The following is a 25,038-nucleotide window of genomic DNA, read 5'->3' as shown; positions in this document are numbered from 1 at the left end:
TTTCAACATGGCGCGACAGATTAACGTCGCGCTGCTCACTACAGGCTCAAGTATTGGAAGAAGCCTACGAGGGGACAATTGCAATAATTGCCAGGCTTTTTACGTTTTTTAGTAATTGTGATCGCCGCCGAGTTCGCGGCTGAAATAAAAAAATCCCCGACATTATGCCGGGGATTTTACTTTCGCCTTTATTTTTTCAGTTCGGCGAGGCTTAACCAGGTCTGCACAACGGTATCCGGATTGAGCGAGAGGCTATCAATGCCCTCATCCATCAACCATGCAGCAAAGTCTTCGTGATCCGAAGGTCCCTGCCCGCAAATACCGACATATTTTCCCTGCTTTTTCGCCGCACGAATCGCCATGGAAAGCAGCGCTTTCACCGCGTCGTTACGTTCGTCGAACAGTTCAGAGACCACGCCAGAATCGCGATCGAGGCCCAGCGCCAACTGGGTCATGTCGTTGGAGCCGATAGAGAAACCATCGAAATACTCGAGGAACTGCTCCGCCAGCAGGGCGTTGGACGGGATTTCGCACATCATGATGATTTTCAGGCCATTCTCACCGCGTTTCAGCCCCTGACGCGCCAGCTCATCAACGACCGCTTTTGCCTGTTCAACGGTGCGGACAAACGGGACCATGATCTCGACGTTGGTCAGCCCCATCTCGTTACGCACGCGTTTTACCGCTTCACATTCAAGAGCGAAGCAATCGCGGAAGCTGTCCGCCACGTAACGACCGGCACCACGGAAGCCAAGCATCGGGTTCTCTTCTTCCGGCTCGTAACGCTCACCGCCAACCAGATTGGCGTATTCGTTCGATTTAAAATCGGACAGACGCACAATCACGCGTTTAGGCCAGAATGCTGCACCCAGCGTCGAAATACCTTCCGTCAGGCGACCGACATAAAACTCAACCGGCGAATCGAAGCCTTTCATCATTTCGCGGATTTCGTTTTGTAATTTCGCGTCCTGGTCATCAAACTCCAGCAACGCGCGCGGATGCACACCGATCATACGGTTAATGATGAATTCCAGCCGCGCAAGGCCTACACCTTCGTTTGGCAGGCAAGCAAAATCGAAGGCGCGATCCGGGTTGCCGACGTTCATCATGATCTTCAGCGGCAGGTCCGGCATAGTGTCCACGCTTGAACTTTTCACGCTGAAATCCAGCAGATCGGCATACACGTAACCGGTATCGCCTTCGGCGCAGGAGACGGTAACCTTCTCGCCGGTTTTAATGCGTTCCGTCGCATCGCCGCAACCCACCACTGCCGGAATACCTAACTCACGCGCAATGATCGCCGCGTGACAGGTTCGACCGCCGCGGTTGGTGACAATGGCCGCCGCTTTTTTCATGATCGGTTCCCAATCCGGGTCGGTCATGTCGGTAACCAGCACATCGCCCGGCTCGATCAGGTTCATCTCGCTGATATCGTGAATCACTTTCACTGTGCCTGCGCCAATGCGATGCCCAATAGCACGACCTTCAGAGATAATGCGCCCCTGGGCATGCAGCGTGTAACGCTCCATCACCTGGCCACGCGAGCGCACCGTTTCCGGGCGCGCCTGTACAATAAACAATTTGCCAGTATGACCGTCTTTCGCCCATTCAATATCCATTGGACGGCCATAATGTTTCTCGATTTGCACCGCCTGCTTCGCCAATGCTTGTACTTCTTCATCGGTCAGGGAGAAGCGATCGCGATCGGCCTGCGCAACATCCTCAATTTGCACCTGTTTGCCATGCTCTTGCGTCGGCGCATAGATCATGCGGATTTTCTTCGAGCCCATGGTACGGCGCACAATGGCCGGACGATTTGCCGCAAGCGTTGGCTTGTGAACATAGAACTCATCAGGGTTAACGGCGCCCTGCACCACCATTTCGCCCAGCCCCCAGGCTGAGGTGATAAACACCACCTGATCAAAACCGGATTCCGTATCGATGGTGAACATCACGCCAGAAGAGCCGATATCCGAACGCACCATGCGCTGCACACCGGCGGAAAGCGCTACGCCGCGGTGATCGTAGCCCTGGTGCACACGATAGGAGATGGCGCGATCGTTAAATAATGATGCAAACACATGCTTAACCGCCACCAGCACGGCGTCATACCCTTGCACGTTGAGGAACGTTTCCTGCTGACCGGCAAACGAGGCATCCGGCATGTCTTCTGCTGTCGCAGAAGAGCGCACCGCGAAAGAGGCTTCAGCGTCGTCTTCGGAGAGTTTGGCATAGGCTTCGTGAACAGCTTTTTCCAGCTCGGGCTGGAAAGGCGTGTCGACAATCCACTGGCGGATCTGCGCACCGGCTTTTGCCAGTTCGGAAACATCATCGATGTCGGTTTTATCCAGTAATTCGTAAATGCGCTGATTTAGCCCGCTTTGTTCCAGAAACTGGTTAAACGCATCGGCCGTGGTCGCAAACCCATTCGGTACGGAAACACCCACACCGGACAGATTAGTAATCATTTCACCAAGGGAGGCATTTTTGCCCCCAACTCTGTCTACATCATTCATGCCGAGTTGGTCATACCAAAGCACCAGCGGAGACGAGCCATTGTTGGACATCGAAACAATCCTTTTGTGATATATGAATGGGTAAAAACGTCGAACTACTTTTTTATCCTGGCATAATTAATTCCGTTGAAAAAACGGTGAATCGTGTAAGCAATTACGATTTCTGGTTTTTCGGATAGATTCCCATCAATAAATCACCTTGAGTAATTTCTCATTTTTGTATCTCCTTATTTTTTATAGGGTAAACTAAAAAAATGAACCATAGAGTTCATTAAAAATAAAAACACCATTTCATTTTGAAAATGAGAAAAAGGAGATACGCATGCGAAGGGTTTTAATTTATGCTTTCAGAGAATTACGCATGTCATTCAGGATGGGTTAAATGGACAGTTCAGTTGATCGCCACGTCTTTTATATTTCTGATGGAACCGCTATCACCGCTGAAGTATTAGGCCATGCGGTAATGTCACAGTTCCCGGTTGCCGTCAGCAGTATTACGCTGCCGTTTGTAGAAAACGAGAGCCGTGCCCGTGCCGTCAAAGAACAAATAGACGCCATTTACCAGCAAACCGGCAATCGCCCACTGGTGTTCTACTCCATTGTGATACCGGAAATTCGCACCATTATTTTGCAAAGCGAAGGATTTTGTCAGGATATCGTCCAGGCACTGGTTGCGCCGCTGCAGGAGGAATTAAAACTCGATCCGACCCCCATTGCGCACCGGACACATGGGCTTAATCCAGGCAATTTAACGAAATATGACGCGCGTATAGCGGCAATTGATTACACCCTTGCGCACGATGACGGTATTTCTTTACGTAATCTTGATCAGGCACAGGTGATTTTACTGGGCGTTTCCCGCTGTGGAAAAACACCGACCAGTCTGTATCTGGCGATGCAATTTGGTATTCGCGCAGCAAATTATCCTTTTATTGCCGACGATATGGATAACCTCGTACTCCCTGCTGCGTTAAAACCACTGCAGCATAAATTATTTGGTCTGACCATTAATCCGGAACGTCTTGCCGCTATTCGTGAAGAGCGCCGGGAAAATAGCCGCTACGCGTCGTTGCGCCAGTGCCGGATGGAAGTCGCAGAAGTGGAAGCGCTTTACCGCAAGAATCAGATCCCCTGCCTTAATAGTACCAATTACTCTGTTGAAGAAATTGCCACCAAGATGCTCGATATTATGGGGTTAAATCGCCGCATGTACTAACAAGCTAGTACATTGATTCAACCTGCGCTATGATACGGCCCGGAAATGTGATGTGCTTTGCAACCCCTCTTGAAATAAGCCGGGATTGGTTTAAGGTGTTGCGCATCACTTCCGGCATACCTGCCGATGAAGCACCTAATTTTTGAGATTCTTGATGAACAAAACCGATGAACTTCGCACTGCGCGTATCAACAGCCTGGTGACACCAGCTGAACTTGCGCAGCGCTACCCTGTTACCTCAAAGGTAGCGGAGCATGTGACCGTATCCCGTCGGCGGATAGAAAAAATCCTGAATGGTGAAGATCGCCGCCTGTTGGTAATTATTGGTCCCTGCTCGATTCACGATCTTGACGCCGCCATTGATTACGCGAGCCGTTTACAAGTTTTACGTGAAAAACACCACGCGCAGTTGGAAATAGTCATGCGCACCTACTTCGAAAAACCACGCACCGTAGTGGGCTGGAAAGGGCTGATTTCCGATCCGGATCTGAACGGCAGTTACCGCGTGAATCACGGTCTTGAATTGGCACGTAAACTCCTGTTGCAGGTCAATGAGCTGGGAGTGCCCACCGCGACCGAATTTCTCGATATGGTAACCGGTCAGTTTATTGCCGATTTAATTAGTTGGGGAGCGATTGGTGCGCGCACCACGGAAAGCCAGATCCACCGCGAAATGGCCTCGGCACTTTCCTGCCCGGTCGGTTTTAAAAATGGCACAGACGGAAACACCCGTATCGCCGTTGACGCAATCCGCGCCTCACGCGCCAGCCATATGTTTCTCTCGCCGGATAAAAGCGGGCAAATGACCATTTATCAGACCAGCGGCAACCCGTACGGCCACATCATTATGCGTGGCGGTAAAAAACCGAATTATCATGCCCAGGATATCGCCAGCGCGTGCGATACGCTGCGCGAATTTGGTTTACCGGAACATCTGGTGGTGGATTTCAGCCATGGCAACTGCCAGAAAGAGCACCGCCGCCAGTTGGATGTCTGTGACGACATTTGTACACAAATCCGTAATGGCTCGATGGCGATCTCTGGCGTGATGGCGGAAAGTTTCCTGCAAGAAGGCACGCAAAAAATCGTCAGCGGCCAGCCGCTGGTATACGGGCAATCCATTACCGACCCATGTCTGAACTGGGAAGACAGCGAACTGCTGCTGGAAAAACTCGCAACTGCGGTTGCCACCCGCTTCTGATCTTTCCCGCCAGTAACGCCAGAATTACGCGTTCCCCCTACTTTTTCCTGGGGGAACTGCGTTTATGTAAATAATCAACCTTGCTTCATATCGCCATACTATTGATAATCATTATCATTGTTGGTTTGTTTTTAAACGGATATGTCGCAAATGGATAGCACGCCTGCATCACCCGTCACGCCTCAAGAAAAGCCCACACACATCAATCCAACCGATCGCCGCATTCACAGCCGCTCACTATTAGGTGATGAAGGGCGCATCGTTATTGAGCACAACGGTCAGCAATACCTGCTGCGCCAGACGCATGCCGGAAAATTGATCCTGACAAAGTAGGCCGTTTTCAACTCGAACAGCTCACTTCTAGCCGTTTGCCCCAGTCAGGCGGGCGGCTGACATAATCATCGCTGCGATCGCTGAAGGGCTGCCGTAGTGCCTCATGAAGCCGTTCCAGCTCACTGCTATCGCCTTTCTCTGCGGCATCAATGGCGCGCTGCGCCAGCCAGTTTCGCAATACCATTGCCGGATTAACACGTTGCATATGCGCCTGTCGCTGTGCGTCTTCGATATTTTCCGGCTGTAAGCGCGCCCGATACTGGGTAAACCAGTCATCAAATGCGCCGCGATCGATAAACTCATCGCGTAACGGCGACGAAGCACTTTGCTGCTCAGTCAGGCTGAGCATGCGGAACGTACGCGTATAATCGCTGCCTTCGCGCGCCATCAGGGCAAACAGCGAATTCAGAAGATCGTTATCCCCTTGCTGCCGAGTAAAAAAGCCCAGCTTACTGCGCATTAACAGGCCATATTCGGTGAGTAACTGGTGTGGGTAATCATCCAGCGCAGCGTTTAAGTCCTCAACAGCAATAAAGGGCGATAACGACTGGGCTAAACGCTGGAGATTCCAGAGCGCCACTGTCGGCTGGTTTTCAAAGCTGTACCGCCCCTGGTAATCAGAGTGGTTGCAGATAAAACCGGGCTGGTAATCATCAAGAAAACCGAACGGACCATAGTCGATCGTTAAACCAAGAATCGACATGTTATCGGTATTCATTACGCCGTGTGCGAACCCTACCGCTTGCCAGCGCGCAATCAGCTGCGCGGTACGTCGCACAACATCCCGGAACCATGCGACATATTTATCGCTCTCGTTTTGCAATTCCGGCCAGTGATGATGGATAACAAAATCAGCCAGTTGACGGACTTTTTGCGGATCGCGTCGGTAGTAAAAATGTTCGAAATGACCAAACCGCACATGGCTTTCGGCAATACGCATCAGCATCGCGCCCTGCTCCTGCGTTTCACGCATGACTGGCGTATCGCTGGTCACAATGCTTAATGCGCGTGTGGTCGGGATCCCCAGATAATGCATCGCCTCCGAAGCCAGACTTTCGCGGATGGTTGAGCGCAGCACCGCGCGGCCATCCCCCATGCGCGAATACGGCGTCAGCCCAGCACCTTTCAAGTGCCAGTCGCGGGTTGTGCCATCCGGGAGCTGTTGCTCGCCGAGCAACATCCCACGCCCATCGCCCAATTGCCCGGCCCAGACACCAAACTGATGTCCACTGTAGACCTGCGCCAATGGGGACATGCCGGGTAACAGCGTTTCACCGCCCCAAATGCCTGCTCCCGAGGCCGGATAAAACAGCGCGTCCGGTACAGCCAGCGAATGTGCCAACGGCTCATTGCGCCACAGTAGCCGGGCGTTGTGCAGCGGCGTTGGGGATAATGCGGTATAAAAATCTGGCAACTCATCTCGCCAGTGGGTAGTAAAAGACAGGGTCATGGTTCCTCCTGCCTTTAGTGTAGTGCTAACGTTGATGTTTAAACACCGGACAAAAGCAGGGCTATGGCTGCACCAGCGTCGTTAATTGTTCGACGGTGACTGGTGGCCACATTGCGCCCTGCATAGCGCTGAAGGGAAAAGCTGACGCCCGGTTGAGTGCGTGTTCATCATCGATGCCTGCAATCATCAAAGAATCACAATAGGGTTCAAGTTGCGAAACAATCACCCGCATAAAAGGTTCGAATGAAGCAGAAACCAGCCGTTGATGAACAAAATTTTTATCCAATACCACCCGCTTAAACAAGCCATCAAAAATGGCTTTTGTTGAAGCGGTACCGGCACCAAAATTAGCCAGTACCAGTGAATATTGTTTCGCCAATAGAAACAATGGATGATTATCTTTTCCCTTATTTAAATCGGGAAAACTCTCATTAATGGTAAATTCGAGAAAAGGAAATTTCCTAATGTTTGTCGCAAGCGTTTCATCTGCCAGCAGGACATCAACTAAAGAGGGTGCAATATTAATCCAGGCCGTTAATTGATGTTGGATAAAAAAGAGTTGGCAGGCTTCAAGCAGTGTCAGTTGTTCATTGAACAAGGTGAGTATTTCTGCAGGTGTCAGGCGTGGAATGACCAGCTCTGTAGGCGTGCGGACATTGCTGTCGGGCCCCACAAAGTTCACGATAATTTCCAGTCCCCGTAGCATTCCGTTACTTTTTCTCGCAGGCAGTAATAGAAGCTCAGAGCGATATGTGTCATCCAGCGATACTATCATTGCGCCAGCCCCGCATTAAGGGTGATATCCGGCATTGTCAAACACAGGTGAAGATATTTCAAATGTATTGTTTTAAATGAGATTAACTTCATTTTTTTCCCGTTTTATTTTTTGGTTTCTCCTTAATCTTTATTAGCCTGATAACGAATTGATGGATGTCCAGATCCCAATGTACACAGATCTTAATTAATATAAACGTGATTAATTAGTGGAAATTTCCTGGTTTAAAAAAAGCCCTTGCGGGCTTTATCATTCAGATGCGACGTGCTTGCCAGAAATTTTTACGCCAGTAGACATTATCCAGCGAAGAACGCATCACTCCCCGGCTGGTTGAAGCATGAATAAATTCATTATCCGTATCGTAAATTCCAACGTGCAACCCACTGTCGCCGGAACCGGTTTTAAAGAAAACTAAGTCGCCAGGCAACAAATCATCTTTATCGATTTTTGTGCCGATTTCCGCCTGCTGCCGCGTCTCGCGTGGCAGTTGCAAAGAAAACTTATCGCGAAACGTCATCATAACGAAGCCAGAACAATCAACGCCGGAACGGCTCATTCCACCGTAGCGATACGGCGTACCATGCCACTGGCTAAGTTGATCATTCAGGCCAGCAATAACGGTTATCGAATCGGACAATCTTGGGTTTGGCGGCGGCGCGCGATGAGAACTACACCCTGCAAGGAATAGCGCCACTGCCAGCAAAAACCAGATACGCATCCTGGATCAAGCCTCTTTGTTTCTTTTTCTCAGAATAATCTACCGTGTGAATCAGATACGTGGCAAGTCACGTTTTCGTCACGTTACAGGGATCAGCACGCGGTGACCTTCCACATCCAGTTGACGAAAAGCCAAACCATACGCCATCGCCAGATGTGATGGCGTCAATACCTCGGTCTGTCGCCCGCTCATTAATAATTTGCCAGCGCTGAGTAGCCACACCTGGCGCGCATGACGCAATGTATGGTTCAGATCGTGGCTACTCATCACCACGGTGATACCTGCGGCGACCAGCTCGTTTAAAAGTTTATCCAGTGCAGCCTGCTGCGCAACATCGAGGCTATTCATCGGCTCATCCAGCAATAAAAGCTCCCCGGTAGGGTTACCGGCGGGGTGAATTTGTAAAATCACCGCCGCTAAGCGCACCCGCTGCCACTCACCGCCTGACAGGTGATTAACCGCCCGCCCCAGCTTATCGCCAAGACCGAGCTTGCCCGCAATCTGTGCAAGGATCGCGGTTTGTGCATTATCGCGCTGATGAAGCGTCAAGTACTGCCAGACAGGCATCGCGAACGGCGGTGTCTGCTGCTGGGCCAGGTAAGCACGATGCTGCGCCAGTTGCGATGCTGGCCACTGCGTCAGATAACGAGCATTAAACAGCACGCTTCCCTGCCCGCTTGATAACCCAGCAATGCGTGCCAGCAGTGTGCTTTTCCCCGCACCATTCGGCCCGACAAGATGCAGGATTTCTCCCCGGCCGACCGATGCCGTTATTGGCCCCAGCCTGCCGGGTTCAGCCACATCCTGAAGCTGCAAGAGCATCGACATTACTTCGCAAGCGCCTGTTTCACCGCCTCAACGAGAATCGGATCTTCCGGGGTCATATCCGGAGAGAAGCGTTGAATCACGTTGCCGTCACGACCAATCAGGAATTTTTCAAAATTCCACAGAATATCGCCAGGCTCTTTCGGCGCACGACCTTTGCTCTCCATGCGTTCGTAGAAACCACTTCCCTCGGGTGTAACAGCCTTCGGCGCTGCGGCAATGAGTTTTTTATACAACGGGTGGCGCGCTTCGCCATTGACATCGATTTTGCTAAACAGCGGAAAGGTTACGCCATACGTGGTGCTACAAAAGGTTTTGATCTCCTCTTCTGAACCCGGTTCCTGGCCAAGAAACTGGTTGCAGGGAAAACCGAGCACAGTGAAGCCTTCGTTTTCCCATGCTTCCTGAATCTTCTCCAGCTGTTCGTACTGCGGCGTCAGCCCACATTTAGAGGCGACGTTGACCAGCAGCAACACCTTGCCGTGGTAACCTGCAAGCGTTGTCTGCTCACCATCAATAGTCTTAACCTCAGTATTCAGAATATCCTGTTGCATAGCGTACCCTTGATAAATGTTATGGATTATGGGCTCAACGCCCGGCTCTCAATAATAGCCAGATAAATACCGGCGCGCCCAGCGTTGACGTCACAACACCTATCGGCAACTCGGCTGCACTGAGCGCCAGACGCGCTATCACATCGGCAAATAAGAGTGCTACCGCCCCTGCCAGCGCGCAGCCTGGCAGCAATGCCCGATGATCGGTCAAACCGCACAGGCGTAAGATATGTGGGATGACCAGACCGATAAAACCAATTGACCCTGCCAGCGCGACGCTTACGCCTACCAGCCAGCCCGTGGCTATTACCAACACGTTTCGCCATAACCACATCGGTAACCCTAACTGGCGCGCGGAAATGTCTCCCAGCGCCAGCATATTCAGTGGCTGAGACTGGAAACAGACCCAAATGATGACCGGCACCAGCGCCACCATCAGCCAACTTTGTTGCCAGTCCACCCCGCCGAAACCGCCCATCATCCAGTACATAAGCTGGCGCAAATCGAAGGAGGAAGAGAAATAGACGGCCCAGGTCATCAATGCGGTACAGATGATACCCAACGCGACACCAGCCAACAGCAAACGGCTGGTTGAGATGTGGCGGCGCGCGAAACGCAGCAGGATTAGCGTCACAACAAGCGCCCCGGCGATTGCACAAACGCCCAGCGCCCAGCCAGGCAGCAATCCGCCGCCCAGCAATACAGCAGCAATTAACCCAACACCTGCACCGCTGGAGACGCCAAGCAACCCAGGCTCCGCAAGCGGATTTTCAAATAGCGCCTGCATCACCGCACCGCACAACGCCAGTGCAGCTCCAACCAACAGCACTGCCAGCGTACGCGGCAGACGAATTTGCCAGACAAACAATTGCCCATCAGGTGTAAACCAGGCGTTGGGAGAAATCCATTGATCGCCCGCGCAGAGACTAAACAGCAGCGCGAAGAGTAAGAGCAGCAGCAATCCACCCAGCCAGCGGCGGTTGCGTTGCTGTTGAAGATGAGCGTATGCCAGCATGTTTTCCGTTTTATTGGTCAGCAAGGCCACTGATTTTAAGGTTGATGCCGGATGCTGAAAAGAAAAAAGGCCGCGATGCGGCCTTTTTAATTAGTTCATATCATTCAGCTTTGGGCGAAGCGTTTTCGACACGGCTCTTTAACTTCTGGCCGGGTCTGAAGGTCACCACGCGCCGGGCTGTAATGGGAATATCTTCGCCCGTTTTTGGATTACGACCCGGACGTTGATTTTTGTCGCGCAAATCGAAATTGCCAAAGCCGGAGAGTTTTACCTGCTCACCGTTTTCCAGAGCACGACGGATCTCTTCGAAAAACAGCTCTACCAGCTCTTTTGCGTCCCGTTTGCTAAGCCCAAGCTTATCAAACAGATATTCTGACATTTCAGCTTTTGTAAGCGCCATAGGTTCAATCCCTCAATGATGCCTGGAATCGCTCTTTTAATGCCTCTACACATCTGGCAACGGTAGCGGCAATCTCCTCTTCTTCGAGTGTACGGCTGGTATCCTGAAGGATCAGGCTAATGGCAAGGCTCTTATACCCTTCCGCTACACCCTTACCGCGGTACACGTCAAACAAGTTTACGCCAACTACCTGATTTACGCCAACTTTCTTACATTCGCCCAAAACATCTGCTGCAGGCACATTTTCTGCGACCACGACAGCAATGTCACGGCGGTTCGCCGGGAAGCGCGAAATCTCCTGAGCCTGAGGAACGACGCGGTCTGCAAGCGCATTCCACTCCAGTTCAAATACCAGTGTGCGGCCGTTCAGATCAAACTTACGTTCCAGTTCCGGGTGAACAACACCAATAAAACCAATGCGCTTATCTTTCAGATAAATCGCTGCAGATTGGCCTGGGTGCAGTGCAGGATTGGTTTCAGCGCGGAATTCAACGGCGGAAAGTTTACCCGTAAGTTCCAGTACGGACTCGAGATCGCCTTTTAAATCGAAGAAATCGACGCTGCCTTTTACCAGGTCCCAGTGTTCTTCATAACGGTTACCGCAAATCGCACCCGCCAGCATCACATCCTGACGGATGCCAAGATTAGCTTGCGTATCAGGCACAAAGCGAAGGCCCGTTTCGAAAATACGCACACGGCTCTGCTGACGATTCTGGTTATAAACAATAGTGCCAAGTAAACCGGTCCACAGAGAGAGACGCATCGCCGACATTTCGCTGGAGATGGGGCTTGGCAGGATGAGAGCTTCCTCGCCCGGATGAATCAATTGCTGCAGCTTAGGATCGACAAAGCTATAAGTAATGACTTCCTGGTAGCCTTTATCGTTAAGGATGGTTTTAACGCGCTTCAGCGACAGGTTTGCTTCGCGGTGTTCACCCATAATCAGACCAGCCTGCACAGGCTCATCGGGAATATTGTTGTAGCCATAAATGCGAGCGACTTCTTCGACCAGATCTTCTTCAATTTCCATGTCGAAACGCCAGCTCGGGGCAACAGCCAGCCACTCATCCTGTCCTTTCGTGACGTCGCAACCGAGACGGTTCAAAATATCGCTGACCTGCTCGTCGGCAATATGATGTCCAATCAGGCGATCCAGTTTGCTACGGCGCAGACGGATAGTTGCGCGTTTCGGCAGCGTAGCTTCGTTCGTGACATCAATCACCGGGCCGGCTTCACCGCCGCAGATATCAAGCAGCAGACGCGTGGCGCGTTCCATCGCTTTGTATTGCAGTTGCGGATCGACACCACGCTCATAACGATGAGAAGCATCAGTATGCAAACCGTGACGGCGCGCGCGGCCGGTAATGGACAGCGGGTTGAAGAAAGCACATTCCAGCAGCACGTTCTGCGTTTCGCTGTTCACACCAGAGTGTTCGCCACCAAAGATACCGCCCATCGCCAGAGCTTTGTTATGGTCGGCAATCACCAGGGTATCCGCGTTCAATTTTGCTTCATTACCGTCCAGCAGCACCAGGGTTTCGCCCTCTTTCGCCATACGCACCACGATGCCGCCATCCAGACGATCGCGGTCAAACGCATGCATCGGCTGCCCCAGTTCCAGCAGAACGTAGTTGGTCACATCCACAACGGCGTCAATCGAGCGAATGCCACAACGGCGCAGCTTCTCTTTCATCCACAGCGGTGTTGGCGCTTTGACGTTGATACCTTTCACTACACGGCCAAGGTAGCGCGGACAGGCCTCTACCGCTTCTACGGTAATCGGCAGCGTATCGGCGATGGTAGCGGCTACAGGTGCGATATCCGGCGCGATCAGAGGAGATTTGTTTAGCACCGCAACATCACGCGCCACACCAATGATACCGAGGCAATCTGCACGGTTTGGCGTAACGCTGATTTCGATGGTGCTGTCATCAAGTTTTAAATATTCACGGATATCAGTACCGATCGGCGCATCGGCTGGCAGTTCAATAATGCCGTTATGATCGTCAGAAATCCCCAATTCGGAGAAAGAGCAGAGCATGCCTTCCGAAGGCTCGCCACGCAGTTTTGCCGCTTTGATTTTAAAATCGCCCGGCAATACCGCACCGACAGTCGCGACCGCGACTTTGAGCCCGAGGCGGCAGTTTGGCGCGCCACAGACGATGTCCAGCAGACGTTCACCGCCCACGTTTACTTTCGTTACGCGCAGTTTATCGGCGTTCGGGTGCTGAGCGCACTCCATCACTTCGCCAACGACCACGCCATTAAACGCACCGGCAACCGGCTCAACACCGTCGACCTCGAGGCCCGCCATGGTGATTTGCCCGCACAGCGCTTCACTATCAATGGCGGGATTAACCCATTCGCGTAACCACAGTTCACTGAATTTCATTGTTTTGCCTGCCTTTATTTAAACTGTTTGAGGAAACGCAAATCGTTTTCGAAGAACGCGCGCAAGTCGGTGACACCGTAACGCAGCATAGTCAGGCGCTCCATACCCATACCGAATGCAAAACCTGAATACACTTCTGGATCAATACCGACGTTACGCAGTACATTCGGATGCACCATCCCGCAGCCGAGCACTTCCAGCCATTTGCCGTTCTTACCCATTACATCGACTTCCGCAGAGGGCTCAGTAAACGGGAAATAGGACGGGCGGAAACGGATCTGCAAATCTTCTTCAAAGAAGTTACGCAGGAAGTCGTGCAGCGTGCCTTTCAGATTGGTGAAGCTGATATTTTTATCAACAATCAACCCTTCCATCTGATGGAACATCGGAGTGTGCGTCTGGTCGTAGTCGTTACGATACACACGGCCCGGGGCAATAATGCGGATCGGTGGCTGCTGATTTTCCATCGTGCGGATCTGCACGCCTGAAGTCTGGGTGCGCAGCAAACGGGTTGCGTCAAACCAGAAGGTGTCGTGATCAGCGCGCGCCGGGTGGTGGCCCGGGATGTTCAACGCATCGAAGTTATGATAATCATCTTCGATTTCCGGACCGGTGGCGACAGTAAAGCCAAGCTCACCGAAGAAGCTTTCGATGCGGTCGATAGTGCGAGTCACCGGATGTAAACCGCCATTCTCCACACGACGCCCCGGCAGCGACACATCAATAGTTTCCGCTGCCAGGCGTGTATTTAAAGCCGCATTTTCAAGATCGGATTTACGCGCGTTCAGCGCTTGCTGCACTTGCTCTTTCGCTTCGTTGATCACCGCACCTGCAGCCGGGCGCTCTTCTGGCGGCAACTCACGCAGGGTGGTCATCTGAAGGGTCAGGTGCCCTTTCTTGCCCAGGTATTCGACGCGTACGTTGTCCAGCGCGGCGACATCTGAAGCATCGTTAATGGCTGCCTTCGCACTGGCAACCAGCTCTGCGAGATGTGACATGGTTTTCCTCGTTATATGACGATATTTACAAGCGGCAGATACAAAAAAAGCCTCCACAAGGGAGGCTTTCTGGCGCTGTTTTCCGTTTCTTCTTTCACGCGCTAGCCTCCCGGGTTCAGGTGCTAAAGTAAAAAAAGAAGCGGAAAATAGCAGCATTCATGCTTGCGTTACCTTAACAGGGTAAGTGGCGGCGATGGCTTATTGAAAACGCATCACGGCAAAATGTCAATGTATTGATAATGTTAAAGCAAAAGAGGGAGCTAAGCTCCCTCTCTTAAACTGGCTTACGCCAGAGCTGCTTTCGCTTTTTCAACCAGGGCAGTAAATGCCACTTTGTCGAATACTGCGATGTCAGCCAGGATCTTACGGTCGATTTCAACAGAGGCTTTTTTCAGGCCATTGATGAATTTGCTGTAAGAAATACCGTTCTGACGTGCTGCTGCGTTGATACGTGCAATCCACAGTTGACGGAACTGACGCTTTTTCTGACGACGGTCACGATAAGCGTACTGACCTGCTTTGATAACAGCCTGGAAGGCAACACGGTAAACGCGTGAACGCGCGCCGTAGTAACCTTTAGCTTGTTTCAAAATTTTCTTATGTCGTGCACGTGCAATCACACCACGTTTTACGCGAGCCATATGCTCTCTCCTGTATCTATATTCTTAAAAAAGTTAAAAGGTTAACGACTTATGCGTACGGCAGGCACGCGATTACCAGGCCCAGATCGCCTTTAGAAACCATGGCTTTCGGACGCAGGTGACGTTTACGCTTGGTAGCTTTTTTGGTCAGAATATGACGCAGGTTAGCGTGCTTGTGCTTAAAACCACCTTTACCGGTTTTTTTGAAGCGCTTAGCAGCACCGCGTACGGTCTTAATTTTTGGCATTTTTTAACTTCCACTTCGCATTGTTAATAAACGAAACAAAGGCGAATTAAACCCGTGAGCTTGCGGCCCACAGGTCTAATTACTTGATGGCCTTACTGTTTCTTCTTCGGAGCAAGCACCATAATCATCTGGCGGCCTTCGATCTTCGTTGGGAAGGATTCGACCACTGCCAGTTCAACCAGATCTTCTTTCACGCGATTAAGCACTTCCATACCGATCTGTTGGTGGGCCATTTCACGACCGCGGAAACGCAGTGTGATTTTGGCCTTATCGCCCTCTTCGAGAAAGCGAATCAGGCTGCGGAGTTTTACCTGATAGTCGCCTTCATCTGTACCAGGTCGGAATTTAATTTCCTTAACCTGAATAACTTTTTGCTTCTTCTTCTGTTCCTTAGAAGATTTGCTCTTTTCATAGAGGAACTTGCCGTAATCCATTATACGGCAAACGGGCGGCTCGGCGTTAGGGCTAATTTCGACTAAATCGACCCCGGCTTCTTCAGCTTTTTCCAGAGCTTCTCTGAGACTCACAATACCAAGCTGCTCGCCTTCCAGACCTGTTAAGCGAACTTCCGTGGCGCGAATCTCGCCATTAATACGATTGGGACGCGCCGTTTGAACTCGTTTTCCGCCTTTAATACCTTATTCCTCCAGTTGTTGAAGACTGCGGCTGCGAATCTCTTGTTGCAGCTTCTCGATAACATCATTTACGTCCAGGCTACCCAAGTCTTTACCGCGACGGGTACGCACAGCAACTTTGCCGGCTTCAACCTCTTTGTCACCACAAACCAGCATATAAGGGACACGACGTAAAGTGTGCTCGCGGATTTTAAAGCCAATCTTCTCGTTTCTCAAGTCTGCTTTTACACGAATACCCGCATTTTGCAGTTTACGGGTCAATTCGTTAACGTATTCAGCCTGTGAATCAGTGATATTCATCACAACTACCTGCACTGGCGCAAGCCAGGTTGGGAAGAAGCCCGCAAATTCTTCTGTCAGGATGCCGATAAAGCGCTCCAGAGAACCAAGAATTGCACGGTGAATCATTACTGGAACTTGTCGCTCGTTACTTTCGCCAACATAAGAGGCATTCAGACGAGACGGCAAGGAGAAGTCCAGCTGGACAGTACCGCACTGCCATGCACGATCGAGGCAGTCATACAGTGTAAATTCAATTTTCGGACCGTAGAATGCGCCTTCACCCAGTTGATACTCAAACGGGATATTATTCTCTTCCAGCGCCACAGCCAGGTCCGCCTCAGCACGATCCCACATCTCGTCACTGCCAATACGTTTTTCCGGACGAGTGGAGAGTTTGACGACGATCTTCTCGAAGCCAAAGGTGCTGTACATATCGTAGACCAAACGAATACAAGCGTTCACTTCATCACGCACCTGCTCTTCTGTACAGAAGATATGCGCGTCATCCTGAGTGAAGCCGCGTACACGCATTAAGCCATGCAGAGCGCCTGATGGCTCGTTACGATGGCAACTTCCGAACTCCGCCATACGTAACGGCAGGTCGCGGTAAGATTTTAAGCCCTGATTAAAGATCTGTACATGACCCGGGCAGTTCATCGGTTTGATGCAATATTCACGGTTCTCAGAAGAAGTCGTAAACATGGCATCTTTATAGTTGTCCCAGTGGCCAGTTTTTTCCCACAGCACACGGTCCATCATGAACGGGCCTTTCACTTCCTGATACTGGTACTCTTTCAGTTTAGAACGTACGAAAGTTTCCAGTTCACGGAAGATAGTCCAGCCATCGTTATGCCAGAACACCATACCCGGCGCTTCTTCCTGCATGTGATACAGATCGAGCTGTTTACCGATTTTACGGTGATCGCGTTTTGCCGCTTCTTCCAGACGTTGCAGATAAGCGTTCAGCGCTTTTTTATCCGCCCACGCGGTGCCATAGATACGCTGCAGCATTTTATTATTGCTGTCACCGCGCCAGTAGGCACCTGCTGTTTTCATTAATTTGAAGTGATGGCAGAAACGCATATTCGGCACGTGCGGACCACGGCACATGTCGACATATTCCTGATGATGATACAAGCCTGGCTTGTCATCATGGGCAATATTTTCATCAAGGATCGACACTTTATAGCTTTCACCGCGTTTAACAAACGTCTCGCGCGCCTCTTTCCAGCTTACTTTCTGCTTGATGACATCGTAGTTTGTTTCGGCGAGCTCATGCATACGCTTTTCGAGCGCGTCGATATCTTCCTGGGTCAGCGTATGGTCAAGATCAACGTCATAGTAAAAACCGTTATCAATAACCGGACCAATAGCCATTTTGGTGTTGGGCCAAAGTTGCTTAATCGCATGGCCTAAAAGGTGCGCACAAGAGTGACGAATGATTTCCAGGCCGTCCTCATCTTTTGCGGTGATGATGGCAAGGTTGGCATCGCTGTCAATCACATCGCATGCATCGACCAGTTCACCGTTGACACGGCCAGCGATACAGGCTTTCGCCAGTCCTGGACCGATATCCAGCGCAACATCCATTGGGCTTACAGCGTGGTCGTAATGGCGTTGACTGCCATCAGGAAGAGTAATTACAGGCATTTCATTTCCTTAATTTGCAGTGGTGCCCCACACGAAAGAGCACATACAAAATGAGAGATCAAAAATATAACAGCTGCGACGGTAAGTTTTCTCGCTTCACTCTGCGGAATCTGTACAGTGTAGCGATTACCCACTACCTGATACCCTTACCTGCCGCTGTTAAGTACCCGGCAATAGTACACATTTGCGAAGTGTGTTGGAAGGATTAGTGTGACACAGCTCAATAGTGCTGCTTTATTGCAGATTCAAGATTCTCCATGGAAAAACGTTTCAAAAACAACCATTCAACCTGAGGATTATCCGATTTTTTAACACGATATTGACATAACGGTATCTCAAGCCGTTTATTTGGCTACCCATTCATACCTAACTTACTGATAAAAAATGGTAATCCTTTACCCCATTATTATTATTTTCGCGCTTGTCGCGATCATTATTTTTTCGTTTTATAAACACCACAGCATGAAATCGTCCCGCGCCCTTCCGGGCCGTTACAAGAAACGGCGTGGATAACGCCGTCTTCTTTTAAAAGCCACGATTATTCAGAAAGGCACGCAAGACGCGTGCCTTTTTATCATATCCGGCCTGCTGTTCAGGCGTTGTAACCCAAAGCCTGGATCACGGTTTCCATCGCTTCTTGTGTTAGCTCGGATCGTTTAATTTTCTTATTTGCCAACATGGTTCTGACCACCCCGGCAATGACAATATGCTTTGGTTCTTGCCCAAGGTCGCGCATTTCCAGCACGACTTTCCCCACTACACGGCACATTTCTTCATATAACGCCTCGTCTTTTGACTTCCCCATTTCACCTCCGGTAGCGATGGTTTTGATAAGCTATCTCTCTTCAGAGAGCCTCACGAAAAAAGCGGCTTGCGCCTGTAAAAAGAGTCAGTAAAGCATATTGTTACCAGTATCTGTACACAGGATCTTTCTCCTGACAGCATGAAGGGGCGACGCAAGCGGCCTTTTTCTGCACGTCACCCATTTTCGGTCATTTGCACAAAGTTAAATTTACCTGCGAATTTACCTTAAAGTTACTCACCCCTTTGCCGATGATTAATTCATTAGCGGTCTGAATGAATTAATGACGGAAATGCAGGCAATCAATCATAATGAGTTTATCGGGCTGAACCTCACCGCCCGAAAAAAAACGACCTCTACGCTACAAGAAAGCATTGAACGTCTGTCATCAGGGTTACGCATTAATGGCGCGAAGGATGATGCTGCCGGACAGGCTATCGCTAACCGCATGCGCTCCAACGCCAATGCGGATACCGTGGTGTCCCGCGGTCTTGATGATGCGATCAGTATGGCGCAGACCGCGGATGGCAACTTAAGCACTGTTAGCGAACTTTTGATTCGAGCAAAAAGCCTTGCCATACAGTCCGGAAATAGCACCCTCTCTGAGAATGACCGGCAAAGCATTCAGAACGAATATCAAAATATTCTTAACCATATTCAGTCAATCTCGGAGGGTACAGAGATTTTTGGACGCTACCCGTTGGCTACTGATTCACCGGAATTGCCGCCGGAGCTGATTGGTGACGTGCCACCGCTAAACGTGAAGTTTCCGGTTCAGGGAACCAATTATTCTTTCAGCTCAGGCATTGTCTCGCTGGCCTATATTCCTGCCGGTTCGACGAATATTGCTATTACTATTGATTCGCTGGGCCTGGATGATGACATTCAGTTATTCACTCGCGACGGCAAGCATCTGGCCGGCACACCGATGAACGGCGCAGCACCGGACTATACATGGAAAAGCCGCGGTATAACGGATTCAGCGAAAGCAACCAGCCGTGTGCTTACCGAAGCCAATGGTTTTGCGCATGGCGCAACCTACGACGATTCTTTACTGATTGAAGGGGGAACGTCGTGGGCACTAAACGGCAGCGAGACGCAGAATTACAACGGTATGGCTATCGCTTACAGTGGCGATGGCGATCGTTACGAACCGGGCAACGCCTACAATGACGGTAGCAACGGTTCAAACCGGCTGGAGCGCGTAAAGATTGATAACGTGACTGAAGATTTGGTGGTGATGGTTGTTGGCAGTGGTTCTTTTACCAGCAATTTAACTTGGGGTATCCTGCCAAAGCCAACGATAACCCCGGCGGAACCGCCGAAGCAGAGTCGCCCGTGGGAGGTCGTAACCAGCGCGAACGTTGGTGGTGATATCCAATCTGTAACCATACCAACCACACCGGCAGACGTGAAGTCCCTGGGTTTAAACGCGACATCCTTGCAAACGGCGGCCTCAGCAAGTGTTGCAATGGGTGCGCTTGATAGAGCGCTCGATAAAGTAAGCGCCTTTCGTGCGCAATATGGCGCGTATATCAATCGTTTCGAATCGAATAAATCAGTACTGGCACAACAAAACATTGCAACACAAGCGGCGAAGAGCCGCATTGAAGATGCGGATTACGCGCTGGAAGTCAGTAAGATGGCAAAAGCGCAGATATTACAGCAGAGCCAGGATGCAGTGCTAAAAGTTGCTAACCAGTCGGCAGAAAATATTCTGGCACTTCTTCGCAACTAACACTGTATTTTCACAAAGTTTAATAACAGCACTTAATAACAAAGCCATTTTTCGCCCGCGAATAAATAACTTCATTGCGTGTCATTACCTTTGAATACAAATACAAAAAACCGGTACGACTTAATCCGGTTTTTTCAAAGTTAATAAATTAACTCAGAATGTATTTAATTCCACTCACCCGCAACCAGGGTATGCGCGTTAAACGCATTGTCATTTGAGCCCTGAGTTGATTGAGACACAGGAACCATATTAGAACCCGCTTCAATGTTGGTGATGGTCGTGTTAGTCTGGATGGCCGTTGATGCAGGCTGAGCCGCGAAAACGCCAAAAGAGAGTGCAGAAAGCACGACGGCGACCGCAGCGGTTTTGATTTTTTTCATAATTAAATTCTCATTCTTGAATAACTACATTACTGGCTGGGCGTTTTTTTGCCCGTGCTGTTAGTGTAGATCTGGATCACACTTTTGCACAGTCAATTTATTTATCCATTCGTGTCAAATAAACTGAATATGTAACCCAAATATTAATTGTGAGGAAATTATGAAGAGAAAAGAATACTTAAACAAAATTGAGAATGGAATGATGGAATGAAAAGAGCACAAATTAACAAATAAAAAATGGGCCGATATTTTCGGCCCAACGAATTACATTTTATAGCCTAACGTTACCACTGTTCTACGATCGGTATGATCCGGCGCAGTCGATGGTGGCTGGGAGTTCCAGGTCAGGTTATACGCGACTTTCAACGCAAAGTGCGCGTTAATCGCTACGTTCAACGCTGTTTCTGAGTTCACGGTAGTATCATCCGCACCAAATACGGAAACACCCTGGGTGAATTTCGTGGTATCGGTCATCTGCCAGGTGTAGGTGCCGGAGGCATAACCGAGCCCGGTCGTTTTAGTATCGCCGTCGGTGTACTTGTCATAACGAACACCAGGACCGAATTCAAAACGCAGGCTGTGAACCGGGCCATTCAGGAACTGACGACCGTAACCAGCAGTTAGTACATCGCGATCGCTATAGCCGTTATAGCGGTCAGTTAACCAGCTCGCTTGGCCAAACAGGTAATCGTAATCCGTCATGTTATAACGGCTACGACCACCTACTGCGTATTTTTCAGACGAACGAACATCATTTGACGATGTATTGCTGGCGTTACCCCACAAAGACCAGGCGGTTGTATCGCCGTACCAGGTCAAGGTGGAATCAGCAGTCAAAGAGGAACTCTTTGTATTGCCGGACTGAGCCAGATAACCACCGTTTACGCTGCCTTCAAACGGCGCTTTAGCGGTAGAGGGATCATCCATGACAGTAAAAACGGTATCATCTGCAAACGCGTGCACTGATACAAACACACCCGCCGCCATCACAAGCACGGGTACTGTCTTCAAAAGCTTCATTTATTTAGAGTCCGTACAGCAAAAAAAGAGACCGATACGGTCCCGGAAACTTTCATTAGGATCAATGATCAACGGTCCAAAGAAAGGTAACAAATTATAAAAAGGCCGCTTAAACATATCAATGAAATCTTATTTGATTTTTTGAATAAGAGGGATCTCAAAACAACAAAAACGGTTATTAATCACCGCTGCGTATAAAATCAATATCATTTTGAAATCATGCCCTTAATTCCTTTCCCTTCTGCCTGAACAGTGCCAGGCTTACATCAATCTGAGAAAAGGAGGTCATCATGACAGCTGTATACACCCTTACGCTGGCGCCTTCGCTTGATAGTGCGACACTGACGCCACAAATTTATCCAGAAGGTAAACTGCGCTGCACGGCACCCGTTTTTGAGCCTGGCGGCGGTGGCATCAACGTTGCGCGCGCGATTGCACATCTGGGCGGTAAAGCAACGGCAATATTTCCAACCGGCGGCGCAACCGGCGAGCATCTCATCGCATTACTGGCAGATGAAAATGTACCGACCGTCACCGTAGCCACACAAGACTGGACGCGGCAGAATCTGCACGTTCACGTTGAGTCCAGCGGTGAGCAATACCGGTTTGTCATGCCCGGAGCCTCGCTGAATGAAGACGAGTTTCGCCAGATAGAAGAGAAAGTCTTGACCATTGAACGTGGCGCGATTTTGGTGATAAGCGGCAGCCTGCCACCAGGAGTCCAGGTTGAAAAGCTCACGCAGTTAATTAAAGCCGCGCAAAAACAGGGGATTCGCTGCATTGTCGATAGCTCGGGCGAAGCACTAACCGCAGCGCTCGCAATTGGCAATATTGAGTTGGTGAAACCCAACCAGAAGGAGCTGAGCGCCCTGGTCGGCAGAGATCTCACCCAGCCTGATGATGTGCGCAAAGCCGCACAGGAGATCGTTCAAACAGGCAAAGCGCTGCGCGTGGTTGTCTCCCTTGGACCGCAGGGTGCATTGGGTGTGGATGGCGATAATTGTGTTCAGGTTGTACCGCCGCCGATGAAAAGCCAAAGTACGGTGGGCGCTGGCGACAGCATGGTGGGCGCAATGACGCTTAAACTTGCACAAGATGCACCTTTTGATGACATGGTACGTTTCGGCGTCGCCGCCGGGAGTGCAGCCACCATCAACCAGGGTACGCGCTTGTGCGCGCAGGAAGACACGCAAAAAATCTACGACTATTTGTGCCATGCCTGACATACCTCCCCTTCCGGCTGGAAGGGGAAATATCAAATATCCCCTGCGATGGTCGACAAATGTCCCTCGCCGTCTATGCTAAAAAAAACGTTAAGATAACAACGAGGTGAAAGATGGGCAGCGATGGCATCACCCGCTACGTAGTTGAGGTCAAATTTCATGACCAAACGCTGACAGACATCAACGAGATCAATAACCACTTTACACGTGCCGGCTTTCTCCTCACGATGGCGGATGATAACGGCAACGTACACGATCTTGGCACCAATACCTTCGGTTTTATCAGCGCGCTAAGTGAGAAGGATGTTCATGCGCTGGCAAGCGGGCTTGCTGAAAGCGCCGTGGACGAGGAGACGGAAATCACTGTCACCACCTGGGAAGCGTTCCAGAAACAGGAACATTAAGTGCCATTCCACCGTTGCGTATGTCGGGCGTGCGTTAAGTCGGATTTTTCAACAGCTGTAGTGCGCTAACCTTATGATCGGGCTGATAACATGGGAGAGACATCATGTGGCAAGCGATAAGTGGTCTGTTAAGCGAACAACTGGGTGAAGGCGAAATTGAACAGCGCGACGAATTGCCTGGCGGTGAAATCCATGCTGCGTGGCACGTACGCTACGCCGGTCGCGATCTCTTCGTGAAGTGTGATGATCGCGCATTACTCCCCATTTTTACGGCTGAAGCCGATCAGCTCGCCCTGCTGGCACGCAGTAATACCGTGCGTGTGCCAGCGGTTTGGGCTGTGGGAAGCGACCGCGACTACAGTTTTCTGGTCATGGAGTATCTTCCTGCCCGCCCGCTTGATGCGCACAGCGCGTTCTTGCTGGGGCAGCAGTTAGCGCGCCTGCACCAATGGAGCGATCAGCCGCAGTTTGGCCTCGATTTCGACAACGATCTTTCCACCACGCCGCAGCCCAACGCCTGGCAGCGCCGCTGGTCAACGTTTTTTGCTGAGCAACGCATTGGCTGGCAGTTAGAACTGGCGGCGGAAAGAGGGCTGGAGTTTGGCAACATTGATGCGATTGTCGAGCATGTTCAGCAGCGGCTGAGTTCTCACCAACCGCAACCCTCGCTATTGCATGGCGATCTTTGGTCTGCCAACTGTGCACTTGGGCCTGACGGCCCTTACATCTACGACCCGGCTTGCTACTGGGGCGACCGAGAGTGTGATCTGGCGATGCTGCCGCTGCACCCGGACCAGCCGCCGCAAATCTATGACGGTTACCAGTCCATCTCCCCGCTTCCCTCTGATTTCCTTGATCGCCAACCCCTTTACCAGCTTTACACCTTGTTTAACCGGGCAATTCTGTTCGGTGGCGAGCATCTGCTGAATGCACAAAAAGCGCTGGATCGCGTGCTGGCGGCGTGAATGTGGTTCTCAGACCCGGGGTGCAACACCTCGGGTTTGGGGATTACAGGAAACCGAGCAGTGTAAAGAAGAAATAGCCTGCAACAATAATCATCACTGGCAATACATAAAGCGGAAAAATTTGCAGAAAGATAGTGTGATGCGGCACCACAATGCGTGCTTCAATCTGCTCACGCGTTAACCCTTCCGGGCCTTTGGCTTTCTCCAGGATCATCTGATTTTCTACACCTTCACGCAGAAAACGTGCCTGGCGGCTCATGCGCGCACCGGACGCCTGCAGCGCCAGCCCGACAAAGATCAGCACATAGATAATCCAGAACATGATGTTCAGGCTTTGGTGGAAATCTGGCGTTGGTGAGTTGTACCAAAAAAGATTCAGGAATGGCGTGTTAAAACGCATCATCTCAATGATTACATGGGCAAAATCAAGCATCACAGCATTGATACCCGGCTGTTTTTCGCTGTGATCGTACATAAACTTCAGTACAGAAATAATTGTCGAAATGACGGCTGGAATAAAAATCACCCAACCCAGAACGCGTTTCAGCACAGCGATGCGTCCAGCTTGTTGATACGTCATGGATTCCCCTTGTAAGTGACGCACTGTTTGCGCCTTAGTCTACCTGCTGATAACCATTTTCGCCTGATCTTTAAAGGC

26 protein-coding genes and 1 other annotated feature are annotated in these 25,038 nt (G+C 50.6%); of the genes, 7 read left to right on the top strand and 19 right to left on the bottom strand.

The window, feature by feature from the left end; genetic code table 11:
* Positions 1 to 188: 188 nt before the first annotated feature.
* The gene (gene ppsA, locus ACFX4O_RS05770; RefSeq protein WP_131411501.1) at positions 189 to 2,567 is read right to left on the bottom strand and encodes a phosphoenolpyruvate synthase; all 2,379 of its coding nucleotides are present in this window, start codon (positions 2,565 to 2,567) and stop codon (positions 189 to 191) included.
* Positions 2,568 to 2,898: 331 nt separating this feature from the next.
* On the opposite strand from ppsA, the gene ACFX4O_RS05765 reads away from it, so the two are divergent.
* The 3 genes from ACFX4O_RS05765 to hemP all read left to right on the top strand — a co-directional run bounded on the left by ACFX4O_RS05765 (position 2,899) and on the right by hemP (position 5,266).
* Positions 2,899 to 3,732 (top strand): pyruvate, water dikinase regulatory protein, encoded by an 834-nt coding sequence (locus ACFX4O_RS05765; protein ID WP_131411503.1) that lies wholly within the window; start codon positions 2,899 to 2,901, stop codon positions 3,730 to 3,732.
* Between the two features lie 154 nt (positions 3,733 to 3,886).
* A complete protein-coding gene (aroH, locus tag ACFX4O_RS05760) occupies positions 3,887 to 4,933 on the top strand; it encodes a 3-deoxy-7-phosphoheptulonate synthase AroH (RefSeq protein ID WP_131411505.1) in 1,047 nt (348 codons plus the stop codon).
* Positions 4,934 to 5,074: 141 nt separating this feature from the next.
* Complete coding sequence (gene hemP, locus ACFX4O_RS05755; protein WP_131411507.1) at positions 5,075 to 5,266, top strand: hemin uptake protein HemP; 192 nt, start codon at positions 5,075 to 5,077, stop codon at positions 5,264 to 5,266.
* 7 nt (positions 5,267 to 5,273) lie between these two features.
* On the opposite strand, the gene selO is transcribed toward hemP, so the two are convergent.
* From selO to fumD, 15 genes are all read right to left on the bottom strand, one after another.
* Positions 5,274 to 6,716 carry a protein adenylyltransferase SelO gene (selO, locus tag ACFX4O_RS05750; RefSeq protein ID WP_380207716.1) on the bottom strand — a complete coding sequence of 481 codons (1,443 nt, stop codon included), beginning with the start codon at positions 6,714 to 6,716 and terminating at the stop codon, positions 5,274 to 5,276.
* A gap of 61 nt (positions 6,717 to 6,777) precedes the next feature.
* A complete protein-coding gene (locus tag ACFX4O_RS05745) occupies positions 6,778 to 7,491 on the bottom strand; it encodes an EAL domain-containing protein (protein WP_380207715.1) in 714 nt (237 codons plus the stop codon).
* A gap of 253 nt (positions 7,492 to 7,744) precedes the next feature.
* The gene (locus ACFX4O_RS05740; RefSeq protein ID WP_131411513.1) at positions 7,745 to 8,209 is read right to left on the bottom strand and encodes a C40 family peptidase; all 465 of its coding nucleotides are present in this window, start codon (positions 8,207 to 8,209) and stop codon (positions 7,745 to 7,747) included.
* A 78-nt stretch (positions 8,210 to 8,287) separates the two neighbouring features.
* Positions 8,288 to 9,037: a vitamin B12 ABC transporter ATP-binding protein BtuD gene (btuD, locus tag ACFX4O_RS05735; protein WP_380207714.1), complete on the bottom strand. Its 750-nt coding sequence runs from the start codon at positions 9,035 to 9,037 to the stop codon at positions 8,288 to 8,290.
* Positions 9,037 to 9,588, bottom strand: a complete 552-nt coding sequence (locus tag ACFX4O_RS05730; RefSeq protein WP_131411517.1) for a glutathione peroxidase — start codon at positions 9,586 to 9,588, stop codon at positions 9,037 to 9,039. The genes btuD and ACFX4O_RS05730 overlap by 1 nt, the downstream gene beginning before the upstream one ends.
* Positions 9,589 to 9,622: 34 nt before the next feature.
* A complete protein-coding gene (btuC, locus tag ACFX4O_RS05725) occupies positions 9,623 to 10,603 on the bottom strand; it encodes a vitamin B12 ABC transporter permease BtuC (protein ID WP_380207713.1) in 981 nt (326 codons plus the stop codon).
* A gap of 100 nt (positions 10,604 to 10,703) precedes the next feature.
* Entirely contained in the window at positions 10,704 to 11,003 is a 300-nt protein-coding gene (ihfA, locus tag ACFX4O_RS05720) for an integration host factor subunit alpha (RefSeq protein WP_006820203.1), read from the bottom strand.
* Between the two features lie 4 nt (positions 11,004 to 11,007).
* Entirely contained in the window at positions 11,008 to 13,395 is a 2,388-nt protein-coding gene (gene pheT / locus ACFX4O_RS05715) for a phenylalanine--tRNA ligase subunit beta (RefSeq protein WP_380207712.1), read from the bottom strand.
* A gap of 14 nt (positions 13,396 to 13,409) precedes the next feature.
* Entirely contained in the window at positions 13,410 to 14,393 is a 984-nt protein-coding gene (pheS, locus tag ACFX4O_RS05710; protein WP_380207711.1) for a phenylalanine--tRNA ligase subunit alpha, read from the bottom strand.
* A 40-nt stretch (positions 14,394 to 14,433) separates the two neighbouring features.
* Positions 14,434 to 14,558, bottom strand: a sequence feature (Phe leader region).
* Positions 14,509 to 14,553 (bottom strand): pheST operon leader peptide PheM, encoded by a 45-nt coding sequence (pheM, locus tag ACFX4O_RS05705; protein WP_001386830.1) that lies wholly within the window; start codon positions 14,551 to 14,553, stop codon positions 14,509 to 14,511. (Overlaps the previous feature by 45 nt.)
* A gap of 119 nt (positions 14,559 to 14,677) precedes the next feature.
* On the bottom strand, positions 14,678 to 15,034 hold the full coding sequence (gene rplT, locus ACFX4O_RS05700; RefSeq protein ID WP_013366084.1) for a 50S ribosomal protein L20: 357 nt from the start codon (positions 15,032 to 15,034) through the stop codon (positions 14,678 to 14,680).
* Between the two features lie 49 nt (positions 15,035 to 15,083).
* Positions 15,084 to 15,281 (bottom strand): 50S ribosomal protein L35, encoded by a 198-nt coding sequence (gene rpmI / locus ACFX4O_RS05695; protein WP_001124225.1) that lies wholly within the window; start codon positions 15,279 to 15,281, stop codon positions 15,084 to 15,086.
* 92 nt (positions 15,282 to 15,373) lie between these two features.
* On the bottom strand, positions 15,374 to 15,916 hold the full coding sequence (gene infC / locus ACFX4O_RS05690) for a translation initiation factor IF-3 (protein WP_071908164.1): 543 nt from the start codon (positions 15,914 to 15,916) through the stop codon (positions 15,374 to 15,376).
* A gap of 3 nt (positions 15,917 to 15,919) precedes the next feature.
* Entirely contained in the window at positions 15,920 to 17,848 is a 1,929-nt protein-coding gene (thrS, locus tag ACFX4O_RS05685; protein ID WP_131411525.1) for a threonine--tRNA ligase, read from the bottom strand.
* Positions 17,849 to 18,440: 592 nt separating this feature from the next.
* The gene (fumD, locus tag ACFX4O_RS05680; protein ID WP_131411527.1) at positions 18,441 to 18,653 is read right to left on the bottom strand and encodes a fumarate hydratase FumD; all 213 of its coding nucleotides are present in this window, start codon (positions 18,651 to 18,653) and stop codon (positions 18,441 to 18,443) included.
* A 289-nt stretch (positions 18,654 to 18,942) separates the two neighbouring features.
* Here fumD and ACFX4O_RS05675 point away from each other — a divergent pair, with 289 nt between their 5' ends.
* Positions 18,943 to 20,388, top strand: coding sequence for a flagellin (locus ACFX4O_RS05675; RefSeq protein WP_380208028.1), 1,446 nt, complete (start codon positions 18,943 to 18,945; stop codon positions 20,386 to 20,388).
* A gap of 164 nt (positions 20,389 to 20,552) precedes the next feature.
* Here the strand turns inward: ACFX4O_RS05675 and ACFX4O_RS05670 are convergent, their stop codons facing one another.
* The gene (locus ACFX4O_RS05670; RefSeq protein WP_380207710.1) at positions 20,553 to 20,768 is read right to left on the bottom strand and encodes a hypothetical protein; all 216 of its coding nucleotides are present in this window, start codon (positions 20,766 to 20,768) and stop codon (positions 20,553 to 20,555) included.
* A 264-nt stretch (positions 20,769 to 21,032) separates the two neighbouring features.
* Entirely contained in the window at positions 21,033 to 21,788 is a 756-nt protein-coding gene (locus ACFX4O_RS05665; RefSeq protein ID WP_131411533.1) for a YdiY family protein, read from the bottom strand.
* Positions 21,789 to 22,078: 290 nt separating this feature from the next.
* Between ACFX4O_RS05665 and pfkB the strand changes: the two genes are divergently transcribed.
* From pfkB to ACFX4O_RS05650, 3 genes are all read left to right on the top strand, one after another.
* Positions 22,079 to 23,011 (top strand): 6-phosphofructokinase II, encoded by a 933-nt coding sequence (pfkB, locus tag ACFX4O_RS05660; protein ID WP_380207709.1) that lies wholly within the window; start codon positions 22,079 to 22,081, stop codon positions 23,009 to 23,011.
* Positions 23,012 to 23,124: 113 nt separating this feature from the next.
* A complete protein-coding gene (ghoS, locus tag ACFX4O_RS05655) occupies positions 23,125 to 23,415 on the top strand; it encodes a type V toxin-antitoxin system endoribonuclease antitoxin GhoS (protein ID WP_017456546.1) in 291 nt (96 codons plus the stop codon).
* 104 nt (positions 23,416 to 23,519) lie between these two features.
* Positions 23,520 to 24,380, top strand: coding sequence for a fructosamine kinase family protein (locus ACFX4O_RS05650; RefSeq protein ID WP_131411537.1), 861 nt, complete (start codon positions 23,520 to 23,522; stop codon positions 24,378 to 24,380).
* A 43-nt stretch (positions 24,381 to 24,423) separates the two neighbouring features.
* Here ACFX4O_RS05650 and ACFX4O_RS05645 read toward each other — a convergent pair whose 3' ends face one another.
* Positions 24,424 to 24,960: a YniB family protein gene (locus tag ACFX4O_RS05645; RefSeq protein WP_131411539.1), complete on the bottom strand. Its 537-nt coding sequence runs from the start codon at positions 24,958 to 24,960 to the stop codon at positions 24,424 to 24,426.
* Positions 24,961 to 25,038: the final 78 nt, after the last annotated feature.

Source organism: Kosakonia sp. YIM B13571 (assembly GCF_042788095.1).
Classification (GTDB): Bacteria; Pseudomonadota; Gammaproteobacteria; order Enterobacterales; family Enterobacteriaceae; genus Kosakonia; species Kosakonia quasisacchari.
Note: the sequence above shows the minus strand (reverse complement) of the source record. Positions and strands in the feature narration are given on the sequence as shown.

Coding starts and splice junctions, on each gene's coding strand:
- ppsA (WP_131411501.1), bottom strand. CDS start 2,567: ATGTCCAACAATGGCTCGTCTCCGCTGGTGCTTTGGTATGACCAACTC.
- ACFX4O_RS05730 (WP_131411517.1), bottom strand. CDS start 9,588: ATGCAACAGGATATTCTGAATACTGAGGTTAAGACTATTGATGGTGAG.
- btuD (WP_380207714.1), bottom strand. CDS start 9,037: ATGTCGATGCTCTTGCAGCTTCAGGATGTGGCTGAACCCGGCAGGCTG.
- pheT (WP_380207712.1), bottom strand. CDS start 13,395: ATGAAATTCAGTGAACTGTGGTTACGCGAATGGGTTAATCCCGCCATT.
- thrS (WP_131411525.1), bottom strand. CDS start 17,848: ATGCCTGTAATTACTCTTCCTGATGGCAGTCAACGCCATTACGACCAC.
- aroH (WP_131411505.1), top strand. CDS start 3,887: ATGAACAAAACCGATGAACTTCGCACTGCGCGTATCAACAGCCTGGTG.
- pheS (WP_380207711.1), bottom strand. CDS start 14,393: ATGTCACATCTCGCAGAGCTGGTTGCCAGTGCGAAGGCAGCCATTAAC.
- pfkB (WP_380207709.1), top strand. CDS start 22,079: ATGACAGCTGTATACACCCTTACGCTGGCGCCTTCGCTTGATAGTGCG.
- ACFX4O_RS05745 (WP_380207715.1), bottom strand. CDS start 7,491: ATGATAGTATCGCTGGATGACACATATCGCTCTGAGCTTCTATTACTG.
- ACFX4O_RS05765 (WP_131411503.1), top strand. CDS start 2,899: ATGGACAGTTCAGTTGATCGCCACGTCTTTTATATTTCTGATGGAACC.
- fumD (WP_131411527.1), bottom strand. CDS start 18,653: ATGGGGAAGTCAAAAGACGAGGCGTTATATGAAGAAATGTGCCGTGTA.
- rpmI (WP_001124225.1), bottom strand. CDS start 15,281: ATGCCAAAAATTAAGACCGTACGCGGTGCTGCTAAGCGCTTCAAAAAA.
- hemP (WP_131411507.1), top strand. CDS start 5,075: ATGTCGCAAATGGATAGCACGCCTGCATCACCCGTCACGCCTCAAGAA.
- ACFX4O_RS05740 (WP_131411513.1), bottom strand. CDS start 8,209: ATGCGTATCTGGTTTTTGCTGGCAGTGGCGCTATTCCTTGCAGGGTGT.
- selO (WP_380207716.1), bottom strand. CDS start 6,716: ATGACCCTGTCTTTTACTACCCACTGGCGAGATGAGTTGCCAGATTTT.
- ACFX4O_RS05675 (WP_380208028.1), top strand. CDS start 18,943: ATGCAGGCAATCAATCATAATGAGTTTATCGGGCTGAACCTCACCGCC.
- ACFX4O_RS05665 (WP_131411533.1), bottom strand. CDS start 21,788: ATGAAGCTTTTGAAGACAGTACCCGTGCTTGTGATGGCGGCGGGTGTG.
- ACFX4O_RS05645 (WP_131411539.1), bottom strand. CDS start 24,960: ATGACGTATCAACAAGCTGGACGCATCGCTGTGCTGAAACGCGTTCTG.
- btuC (WP_380207713.1), bottom strand. CDS start 10,603: ATGCTGGCATACGCTCATCTTCAACAGCAACGCAACCGCCGCTGGCTG.
- rplT (WP_013366084.1), bottom strand. CDS start 15,034: ATGGCTCGCGTAAAACGTGGTGTGATTGCACGTGCACGACATAAGAAA.
- ghoS (WP_017456546.1), top strand. CDS start 23,125: ATGGGCAGCGATGGCATCACCCGCTACGTAGTTGAGGTCAAATTTCAT.
- ihfA (WP_006820203.1), bottom strand. CDS start 11,003: ATGGCGCTTACAAAAGCTGAAATGTCAGAATATCTGTTTGATAAGCTT.
- ACFX4O_RS05670 (WP_380207710.1), bottom strand. CDS start 20,768: ATGAAAAAAATCAAAACCGCTGCGGTCGCCGTCGTGCTTTCTGCACTC.
- ACFX4O_RS05650 (WP_131411537.1), top strand. CDS start 23,520: ATGTGGCAAGCGATAAGTGGTCTGTTAAGCGAACAACTGGGTGAAGGC.